The 9,996-nt window shown below is 70.9% G+C and carries 9 protein-coding genes and 1 rRNA gene; all 10 read right to left on the reverse strand.

Features of this window, described 5'->3' with window-relative positions; genetic code table 11:
• Window positions 1-104: 104 nt before the first annotated feature.
• Complete coding sequence (locus ACFC1F_RS41075) at window positions 105-764, reverse strand: MerR family transcriptional regulator (RefSeq protein ID WP_209412596.1); 660 nt, start codon at window positions 762-764, stop codon at window positions 105-107.
• 269 nt (window positions 765-1,033) lie between these two features.
• Complete coding sequence (locus ACFC1F_RS41080; protein ID WP_148641491.1) at window positions 1,034-1,510, reverse strand: bifunctional nuclease family protein; 477 nt, start codon at window positions 1,508-1,510, stop codon at window positions 1,034-1,036.
• Window positions 1,511-1,584: 74 nt separating this feature from the next.
• On the reverse strand, window positions 1,585-2,277 hold the full coding sequence (locus tag ACFC1F_RS41085; protein ID WP_376166646.1) for a MerR family transcriptional regulator: 693 nt from the start codon (window positions 2,275-2,277) through the stop codon (window positions 1,585-1,587).
• 182 nt (window positions 2,278-2,459) lie between these two features.
• On the reverse strand, window positions 2,460-3,344 hold the full coding sequence (locus ACFC1F_RS41090) for an FHA domain-containing protein (RefSeq protein WP_209412597.1): 885 nt from the start codon (window positions 3,342-3,344) through the stop codon (window positions 2,460-2,462).
• Window positions 3,345-3,558: 214 nt separating this feature from the next.
• On the reverse strand, window positions 3,559-4,710 hold the full coding sequence (locus tag ACFC1F_RS41095; protein WP_376166641.1) for a DUF881 domain-containing protein: 1,152 nt from the start codon (window positions 4,708-4,710) through the stop codon (window positions 3,559-3,561).
• 190 nt (window positions 4,711-4,900) lie between these two features.
• A complete protein-coding gene (locus ACFC1F_RS41100) occupies window positions 4,901-5,233 on the reverse strand; it encodes a small basic family protein (RefSeq protein ID WP_030062488.1) in 333 nt (110 codons plus the stop codon).
• Window positions 5,230-6,345 (reverse strand): DUF881 domain-containing protein, encoded by a 1,116-nt coding sequence (locus ACFC1F_RS41105; protein ID WP_376166643.1) that lies wholly within the window; start codon window positions 6,343-6,345, stop codon window positions 5,230-5,232. Before ACFC1F_RS41105 ends, ACFC1F_RS41100 begins: the two co-directional genes overlap by 4 nt.
• Window positions 6,346-6,573: 228 nt before the next feature.
• Window positions 6,574-9,069 carry a mannose-1-phosphate guanyltransferase gene (locus tag ACFC1F_RS41110; protein WP_209412599.1) on the reverse strand — a complete coding sequence of 832 codons (2,496 nt, stop codon included), beginning with the start codon at window positions 9,067-9,069 and terminating at the stop codon, window positions 6,574-6,576.
• A 123-nt stretch (window positions 9,070-9,192) separates the two neighbouring features.
• Window positions 9,193-9,813, reverse strand: a complete 621-nt coding sequence (locus tag ACFC1F_RS41115; protein ID WP_209412600.1) for a CDP-alcohol phosphatidyltransferase family protein — start codon at window positions 9,811-9,813, stop codon at window positions 9,193-9,195.
• A 97-nt stretch (window positions 9,814-9,910) separates the two neighbouring features.
• A 5S ribosomal RNA gene (gene rrf, locus ACFC1F_RS41120) occupies window positions 9,911-9,996 on the reverse strand; the annotation flags it as partial.

A 9,996-nucleotide genomic window follows, 5' to 3' on the forward strand; every position in this document is an offset into this window, starting at 1 on the left:
TTATACTACCCAGCACCACCCCCCCTTTTGGGACCACCCCCCCCCCGGGGGCGGGGGCCCGGTAGGGTCCCCGGCCGGGCCCCGCGGCCTCGTCAGTACGCCGGTCAGACCGCCCGGTTGCGGCGCTGCGCCAGCTCGTCGCCCGGGTCGTGGCCGACCACCGTCTCGCCGGTGTCGGTGCGCTCGGCGTGCAGCCGCCCGAGGGTCAGCTCCAGCTCCTGCCAGACCGCGCCGACCGCGATGCCGAAGACCCCCTGACCGCCCTTCAGCAGGTCCACCACCTGCTGCGGCGTGGTGCACTCGTACACCGTGGCGCCGTCGCACATCAGCGTCAGCCCGGCCGGGTCGGTGACCTCGGGGGACTGCAGATGGGCGACCGCCACCCGGATGTTCTGCAGCGAGACGCCCGCGTCCAGCAGCCGCTTCACGATCTTCAGCAGCAGGATGTCGCGGAAGCTGTACAACCGGTGACTGCTCGCCGGGTAGACCGAGCGGACGCTGGGTTCCAGCAGCCCCGTCCGGGCCCAGTAGTCCAGCTGGCGGTACGTGATCCCAGCCGCGGCGCAAGCCGTCGGCCCGCGATAGCCGATCAGCTCCGAGGTGGGCGTCAGCCGCTCGATGGCGGGCTGACCGGGCTGCACGGCCGGGAACCGGCCCACCCGGGGCAGCTCCGTCCGCGACAGGTCGGTCACGCTGCGGGCGGTGCGCGGCACGTGCACGGCGCACAGGCCTCCAGCGGCCGCTTCATCGCCGGTGCCGGTCATGCCTACCTCCGTCCACTCGTCCTGCGGGCAACCCAAGACTGCGGGTGACGGGCACCCGGGCAGCCACTCCTGACGGTAGGCAGTCCCCTATGACCCGTCAACGATCGCCACGCCGGGCCGGACAAACCACGTCACTCGGGAGAGTGGTTTTTCGTGCCCCTAGTGTGGGTAGGTAGACGCTTTTTGGCAAAATCGCCAAAGCCGCACGGGCCGCCGCCGTTCACGGCATCCCGCACGACGTCCCGCTGACGCACTCCGTACGCGGCCGGCTACTGCGGCGCGCCGCCGCCGAAGTCCTCGGGCGAGACCTGGTCGAGGAACTCGCGGAACTTCTCGACCTCGTCCTCCTGCTCGTCCGGGATCGCGATGCCCGCCTCGGCGAGCACCTCCTCGCTGCCGTAGATCGGCGTACCGGTGCGCAGCGCCAGCGCTATCGCGTCGGACGGCCGCGCGCTCACCTCGACCCCGCCCGCGAAGACCAGCTCGGCGTAGAAGACGCCCTCCCGCAGGTCGGTGATCCGGACCTCGGTGAGCTGCTGGCCGAGCGCCTCCAGGACGTCCTTGAAGAGGTCGTGCGTCAGCGGGCGCACCGGCGTCATGCCCTGCTGGGCGAAGGCGATCGCGGTCGCCTCGCCGGGGCCGATCCAGATCGGCAGGTAGCGGTCGCCCCCGACCTCCCGGAGCAGCACGATCGGCTGGTTGGAAGGCATCTCCACCCGGACACCCACGACGTCGAGCTCATTCACACAGGCAACCCTATGGCCCTTGACCCGGATATGAAAGCGCAGGGCCGACCGCGCTGGTCAGCGGGGTCGGCCGGTCAGGTACGGGTCCGCAGCCCGGCCTGGACCATCGCCGCGTGCAGCCGGACGGAAAGCGTCGCGAGCTCCCGCGCGGTGGCCTCGGCGTGCGCCCTGGTCTGTGGGTTCCGGTGCCGGCGCAGCGGCGCCACCACCTGCTCGACGAGCGCGATCTCGCGGTCGGCGGCCGCCTTCATGGCCCGCAGGTGACGCGGCTCCAGCCCGTAGCGGCCCAGCTCCGCGACCAGCCTGGCGACCTGCAGCGCCTCGCCGTCGTAGCCGCCGTCCGGCCCGGCCGCGACCAGCCCGTACGACTCCCACTCGGCCAGCTCCGGCTCGCCGGCCTCGGCGGCGGCCAGCAGCTCGGCCCGGCCCAGCCGGACCCCGGCCGAGGTCTCGGCGCCGACCACCAGCTCGCGGTCCGCCTCCTCCAGCGGCCCGGGCCGGGCCTCGGGGGCGGGCAGCGCGGGCGGGCTCTCGCCGCGCTCCATGGCGTCCAGGTGCTCGCGGATCACCCGCAGCGGCAGGTAGTGGTCGCGCTGCATCCGCAGCACGTAGGCCAGCCGCTCGACGTCGGCCGGGCTGAACTTGCGGTACCCCGAGGGCGTGCGCTGCGGCTCGACGAGGCCTTCCGCCTCCAGGAACCTGATCTTCGAGATGGTGACCTCGGGGAAGTCGTCCCGCAGGAAGGCCAGCACCGCGCCGATGCTCAGCAGCTCGTCGCCGCCGCGCCGTCGGCCGCCCCCTGCCGGCCGGTCCGGACGGACCGGCTGCCTGGGGGCCGCGACCACCCCCCGCGCGCCCTGGTCCGCCTGCGGACCGAACGACACGGGGGTGGCCGCCCCGAGAGATGAAGGGGTATTCGTACTCACTCGGGCTCCCGCCGACGTTGGTTTCAGTACCCCCGGTGGTGGCTGGCGAAGAACACCAGCCGGTACTTCCCGATCTGCACCTCGTCGCCGTTGTTCAGCGCCACCTCGTCGATCCGCTCCCGGTTGACGTAGGTGCCGTTGAGGCTGCCCACGTCGGCGACGGTGAAGCCGCCGCCGGGCGTCCGGCGGAACTCCACGTGCTTGCGCGAGACGGTGACGTCGTCGAGGAAGATCTCGCCCTGCGGGTGACGGCCGGCCGTCGTCTTGTCCGAGTCCAGCAGGAACCGGCTACCCGAGTTCGGGCCGCGCTGGACGATCAGCAGGGCCGAGCCCGGCGGCAGCGCGTCGATCGCCGCCAGCACCTCGGCCGACAGGGCCGGCGTGGCGCCGGTGCCGGTCGTGGTGTTGGGGTCGTACGACTCCAGGCCGGAGATCGAGATGGTCGAGGTGGTCTCGGCCGCCCCCTCGGGCAGCACGCCACCGCGCAGGGCGGTACCGCAGTTGGAACAGAAGCGGGCCGCGGCCGGGTTCTGGTTGCCGCACCTGGGGCACGGAGTGGGGCCAGCCATGTTCACAGCCTCCTGGCGCGGCACACCCGACGGGTTGTGCCCGGCGTACGGGTCCGGAGCAAACCCTCCACCAGAGGTTGAGGGTCCTGACGGGAAACCTATGCGCGGGGCACCGGAGGGGTCAACCGACGCGCCGTAGCCCGCCGGATTCCCGGCGAACTCCTGGTTGGCGCCGTCCCGGAACAGCGGCCGCTCGGCGTACTCCACGCCCTCGGGGGCGGGGCGCATGCCCGGCACGGCGGGCTCTTCGTCGGCGCGGCGGTGACGCGCGGTGGGTGCCTCGACGGCAGCCGCGTCACGGCCCTTGTTACGACCGAACAACTTCGAGAAGAAACTCACGGGCGAATCCCCTTGCGTGTGACAGACCCGCCCGCGGGGCAGGGTGAGAACCTCGGACAGGTTGCGGGCCCGGTCTCGGACCGGGCCGGCTGGAGTGGTACTCCGACGTGTGGTGCTCCGGCATGTGCTGGTGTGGACCAGTCTCGCCCACGTGACGGCGGCCTCCCGCACCGGGGGCCGCTCGCAGGTGACGGGCCGTTCGGCAGGTGGCCCGTCACTTCGTGGCCGGCTTGGCGTACTGCGGCGTCTTCAGATCGACGAGGGCGTCGACGATCACCTTCTGCTGCTGGGAGATGGTCGCCCGGGCCTGGTGACTCTCCAGGGTACGGACCACACCTCCCGGGATGTTCAGCGCGGGTGTGAGGTCCTGCGGGTTCCCCACGACGGTGAAGCGATAGGGCTGCGAGACCTTCTTGCCGTCGATCTGCACACCGCCTCCGGACACGTCCGTGAAGTAGGTGTTGACCACCACGCGCACATCGTTGATCTGAATCGCCTCCGCCCCCGCCGCTCGGAGTTCCTGCAGGGTGTCCAGCAGCATATCCGCCTTCACCTGCCCTTGGGGATCATCGACCGTGAGTACGATGCCCGGACCAGTGGCTTTGACGGTTCCCGCCAGCACGCCAAGCTCCGTCACCTTCTTCCTGGTCTGTTCCTGGGCCTCCTTGGCCTGGTTGGAACTGTTCTCCAACTTGGCCAGGGACTGCTCGAGCTCCGCCCTCTCCTGTTGGAGACGCTGCTGACGGCCGTCCAGTTCGTCGAGGATCCGGACGAGATCCTCCTGGCGCGCGCCCCGCAGCTGGCTGTGGTGGTCGTTGGTCGAGCGGACCTGGATCGCCAGGGCCAGTCCGAGCGAGAACAGCAGCAGCGCCACCACCAGCTGGCCGCGCGACAGCCGCGGCGGCCAGAGCGCCGCCTTCAGCCGACGCCGGCCCGCACCGCGGTCCACGACGGGCGGGGCGGGCACGGGCTCGTCGGCTTCGGGCTCGACCGCCTTGACCTCGGGCCCGACCTCGGCTGCCTCGGGTTCGACCGCCTTCGGCTCGGGCTCGGGCTTCGCCGCCTCGGGCTCCGGCTCAGCGGCCGCGGCCTCGACCGCCTTGACCTCGGGCTCGACCGCCTTCGGCCCGGCTACGGACTCGTCGGCGTCCGGCTCGACCGCCTTCGACTCGGCTGCCGGCTCGGGCTCGGGGTCCTCGGCAGATGCCGGCACGGGCTCCGGCGCCCCGGCCTCAGGCCGCCCCGCCGGCTTCTCCCGCGCCCCGGTCGGCGCCGGCGGAGCCTCCTCGGCCCCCGGGACCGCCTTCTCGGACGATTCCGTCGCCTCCGCCGTCAGCTTCTCCTCGGACGGCTCCACCTGCTCCACCGGTTCGGCGGGCCTGGCGGGCCTGGCGGGCCCGGCAGGCGCGACGGGCTCACGACCCGTGGGCACGACAGGCTTCCGGAGCGGCGTCTGCGCCTCCGTCCCCGTCTCCCGCCCGCCGTCGCTCTCCCGCACGGCGCCTGCCGCCGGTCCGGCCACCGTCTTCTCCTTCGCCGCCTCCTCGCGGCCCGGCTCAGGCGCGGAAGACATGGCGCCTGATCGCAGCGGCGTTGGAGAAGATGCGGATGCCGAGGACGACGACCACACCGGTGGACAGCTGCGAGCCGACGCCCAGCTGGTCCCCGAGGAAGACGATCAGCGCCGCGACCACCACGTTGGAGAGGAACGAGACGATGAACACCTTGTCGTTGAAGATCCCGTCCAGCATCGCCCGGACACCGCCGAACACGGCGTCGAGCGCCGCGACCACCGCGATCGGCAGGTACGGCACGACGGCGTCCGGCACCTCGGGCTGGACGAAGAGTCCGACGACCACCCCGATCACGAGACCCAGTACGGCAATCACGGTCTAGCTGCTCCTGTCCCTGCGGAGGGCGACCCGCTCGTGGTCGCCGTGGGCGAGTGGGCTGTGGTGGTCTTGGCGGAGCCGGTCGGCGTGCGCTTCCCCGAACTCGTCGTCTTCGGCGTGGCCGACGACGACGAGCCCGCCGCGGGGCTCTCCGACCCGTCGGCGGACGCCGTGGCGGATGCGGTGGCGGACGGCGTCGCGGCGGCGGTCGGGCTCGCCGACGGCGAGGCCTCCGGCGTGGCGGGCTGGGCGGTTCGCAGGGTGACGCCCACCGCCGCGGGCAGCGTCAGCTTCTTCTGTGCGGAGAGCGTCGACTTGATGCCGTACTTCTCCTGCAACAGACGCAGGTACTGGCCCGCCATGTTGCTCTCGAAGGCGCCGACCAGCTTGGGCCCGTCCCCGAGCGCCTGCACGTTGTACGGCGGAACGAGCGGCCGGTTGTCCACCAGCACCGCCTCACCCGCCGCACGGATCGCCGAGAGCGCGGTGAGCCGCTGCCCGTTGATCGAGATGGCCTCGGCCCCGGAGACCCAGAGTCCGTTCACCACCAGCTGGAGGTCCCGGTCACGAAGCCGGCCGCTGTTGGAGAACCCCTGCCCGGCGCGCGGATCGACGTTCCCGCCGGTCCCGGTCCCGGCCGCGTCCTCCAGGACGAGCTTGATGCCCGGGCCGGTCACCTCGGCCAGGCCGACCAAGCCGGCCAGGTCCCCCGCGTCCCCGTCCCCCGAGGGCAGCGCCTGCTGCTGCGTACTGTCGACCTTCCGCCGCAGGTCCTGCACCTGCTTCTGGAGCCGGTCCGCGGACCCGTTGCTGTCGTTGATCCGGTGGATCAGCGCGTCGCGCTCCTTGGCCAGCGTCGGCTCGGCCTTGTGCGCGTTCACCGCGCCGACCGTCACCACCGCCCCGACGAGGGCCAGCCCGGCCCCGAGCGTCATCAGACCCCGGAGCGTGCCGGGTATCCGGCTGTCGCGGTCCCCGCCCCGTGCCGCGGCCGCCTCGGCGTAACCCTCGTCCAGACCGTGGTCCATCACGTTGGTCAGCAAGGACATCGAGGCATCCGGACGGTCGTACCGTCCGTTGCTGGCACTCGGCGTCGGCGTCGCTGGCATGCGGACCATCGTCCCACGTCGGCGGAGGGGCCCGTGCACACCCCCTGAACTGCACACTCACCAGAAGCGACGGATCACCACCAAGGCCTCCAAAACGGACACGTGGTGAACGGACACGGCCTGAACGGGCAGGGGGGTGAGCGGGCAGGAGGGCGGGGCGGATCGGCACTCACCGACCGCCCCGCCCTCCCCGGGCACCGTTACGGTCACCCCGTGGTCGTCCCCTGCTCAGCGCCCGGCGCCGTCGACCACCGCCGCCCACTCGTCCAGCAGCGCCTCGGTCGCCTCGTCGTCCGGGCCCTCCGCCCAGAGGTGGGTGACCGCCTCCGCCGGGTCCGGCAGGACCAGCGTCCACCGCCCGTCCGCCTCGACCACCCGGACGCCGTCCGTGGTGTCGAGCCGCCGGCTGCCGGCCGCCTCCACCACCGAGCGCATGACCATGCCCTTCGCCGCCCACGGCGTCGCGATGTCCCTCCGGCGGATGTGCGCCTGCGGGATCCGCGCGTCGATCTGGCTCAGGGTGAGCTGGGTGCGGGCCACCAGCCCGACCAGTCGCACGAACGCCGCCGCCCCGTCCAGCACGCCGCTGAACTCGGGGACGACGAAGCCGCCGCGCCCGTCCCCGCCGAACACCGTGCCCTCGGCGGCGGCCGCCTTGGCCAGGTCGTCCGGCGTGGTCGTGGTCCAGATGACCTGGGTGCCGTGGTACGCCGCGACCTGCTCGGCGATGCGGGTGGTGGTCACCGGCAGCGCCACCTGCCCGCTGCGGCGCTCGGCCGCGACCAGGTCGAGCAGCACCAGCAACGCCCGGTCGTCGTCGATCACCCGGCCGAGCTCGTCCACGAAGGCCACCCGCTCGCCCACGGGGTCGAAGCGCACGCCGAAGGCCGCCCGGGAGGAGGCCACCAGCGCACCCAGCCTCGCCAGCCCAGCCCGGCGTTCCTCCGCGTCCTCGGTCGGCCGCGCCTCGTCCAGCCCGCTGGAGACGGTGAGCGCCTCCACCCCGAGCCGGCCGAGGATGCTCGGCAGGACGAGCCCGGCACTGCCGTGAGCGGTGTCCACGACCACCTTCAGCCCGGCCTCGCGGACACCCGTGGTGTCGATGGTCCTCAGCAGGTTGCCCGCGTACGAGTCGAACACGCTCGACGGGAAGGTCAGGTCCCCGATCTCGCCAGGGAACGCGCGCCGGTACTCCTGACGCGCGTACACGCGGTCCAGCTTCCGCTGGCCGGCCTGCGAGAGGTCGGCGCCGCGCTCGTCGAAGAAGAGGATGTCCAACGAGTCCGGCACTCCGGGCGTGGTCCGCAGGAAGATCCCGCCGGCGCTGCCCCGCGCGGTGTGCTGCCGGGCGACCGGCATCGGCACGTTCTCCAGGTCGCGGACGTCGATCGCGCTGGTCTGCAGTGCCGAGATCATCGCCCGTTTGAGTGCACGCGCACCACGCGAGTGGTCACGCGCGATGGTGACGGTCGCCCCCTTCTTCAGGGTGGTCGCGTACGCGCCCGCCAGCCGCACGGCCAGCTCCGGCGTGATCTCAACGTTGAGGATGCCCGAGACCCCGCGCAGCCCGAAGAGGTGCTCCTGGCCGCGGGACTCCCAGATCACCGACGTGTTCACGACGGCGCCGGCCTCGATGGTCTTGAACGGGTAGACCCGGACGTTGGCCGCGATGATCGACTCCTCGCCGATCAGGCACTCGTCCCCGATGACGGCGCCGTCCTCGATCCGCGCGGCCCGCATCACGTCGGTGTTCTTGCCCACGACACAGCCCCGCAGATTGCTCTGCGGGCCGATGTAGACGTTGTCGTGGATGACGGCCTTGTGCAGGAAGGCACCCCGCTTCACCACGACGTTGCTGCCGAGCACGGTGTGCTCGCGGATCTCCACGCCGGCCTCGACCTTGGCGTAGTCCCCGATGTAGAGCGGCCCGCGGAGCACCGCCTCCGGGTCCACCTCGGCCCCCTCGGCCACCCAGACGCCGGGCGAGATCTCGAACCCGTCGATCTCGACGTCGACCTTGCCCTCCAGGACGTCCGCCTGGGCCTTGCCGTAGCTCTCGTGGGTGCCCACGTCCTCCCAGTAGCCCTCGGCCACGTACCCGAAGACCCGCTTGCCCTCCTTGAGCAGCTGCGGGAACACGTCACTCGACCAGTCGACGGACTCGCCCGCCGCCACGTAGTCGAAGACCTCGGGCTCCATGACGTAGATCCCGGTGTTCACCGTGTCGGAGAAGACCTGCCCCCAGGTCGGCTTCTCCAGGAAGCGTTCGACGCGTCCCTCGTCGTCGGTGATCGTGATGCCGAACTCCAGTGGATTCGGTACCCGGGTGAGACAGACGGTGACCAGTGCGTTCTTACTACGGTGAAACTCGATCAATTCCGAGAGATCGAAGTCGGTCAGCGCGTCCCCGGAGATCACCAGAAAGGAGTCGTCCTTGAGCGCGTCCTCGGCGTTCTTGACACTCCCCGCAGTGCCGAGTGGCGTCTCCTCGTTCGCATATGTCAGATGCATACCCAACTCTTCGCCGTCACCGAAGTAGTTCTTGACCAGCGAGGCCAGGAACTGGACGGTGACGACGGTGTCGGAGAGGCCGTGCCGCTTCAGCAGCCGCAGCACGTGCTCCATGATCGGGCGGTTGGCCACGGGAAGCAGCGGCTTCGGCATGCTGGAGGTCATCGGGCGGAGTCGGGTGCCTTCGCCCCCTGCCATTACAACGGCTTTCATTACGGGTGCGTCCTCCTTCGCGGTGGTGGACCTGCAGGTCCATCAAACCGTTCCAGAGGTTCTCTACCCGGAAGATATCGTCCGACGCACCGGGCCGCCGTGGGACTTCTCTCAGATCACGTCTCAGACTGTGGACGCGGGCGAGGCCGAGACGCCCCTGACGATCTGCCGCGCCTGCACCGCGTAAAGAATGGCGGCCCACCAGTAGAGCGTGGTCCCCCACCAGATGAAGGCCCAGCTGACGACCTCGGCCGGCCGTGCGATCCAGCTGTCCCCGGTGCCGAGCAGCAGAAGCGGGAACGCGTACATCAGGTTGAAAGTCGCGGCCTTCCCCAGGAAACTCACCTGCAACGGCCCGTAGCCGTGCCGGTTGAGAATGGGAAGCAGCGCCGCGATAAACAGCTCACGGGCCAACAGGATCGCGGTGAGCCACCACGGCAGGATCTCACGCCACGTCAGGCCGACCAGGGTGGACAGCACGTAGAGGCGGTCCGCCAGCGGGTCGAGCAGCTGGCCGACCCGGCTGATCTGCCCCCACCTGCGGGCGAGCTTTCCGTCCAGGTAGTCGCTGATGCCGCTCAGCATCAGAATCAGCAGCGCCCAGCCGTCATTGTTCGGCCCGCCGAACACCGGCCAGAGGATCAGCCAGAGGAAGAGCGGAACGCCGACCAGCCGGCCCATGCTCAGCAGGTTGGGGATGGTGAGGACGCGATCGGTCTGGACCCGCGTCTCCTGGACCTCCACCCGGGGGCCTCCTGTTACCGTGTGACGACTTTGCATGTTGACCCTACAACAGAGAAGCCCCCGTCCGGTTCCCGGCGGGGGCTTCTCTTGAATGATTGTTCGGCGGCGTCCTACTCTCCCACAGGGTCCCCCCTGCAGTACCATCGGCGCTGTGAGGCTTAGCTTCCGGGTTCGGAATGTAAC

The organism is Kitasatospora sp. NPDC056181 (assembly GCF_042266225.1).
In the GTDB taxonomy this organism is placed as follows: Bacteria; Actinomycetota; Actinomycetes; order Streptomycetales; family Streptomycetaceae; genus Kitasatospora.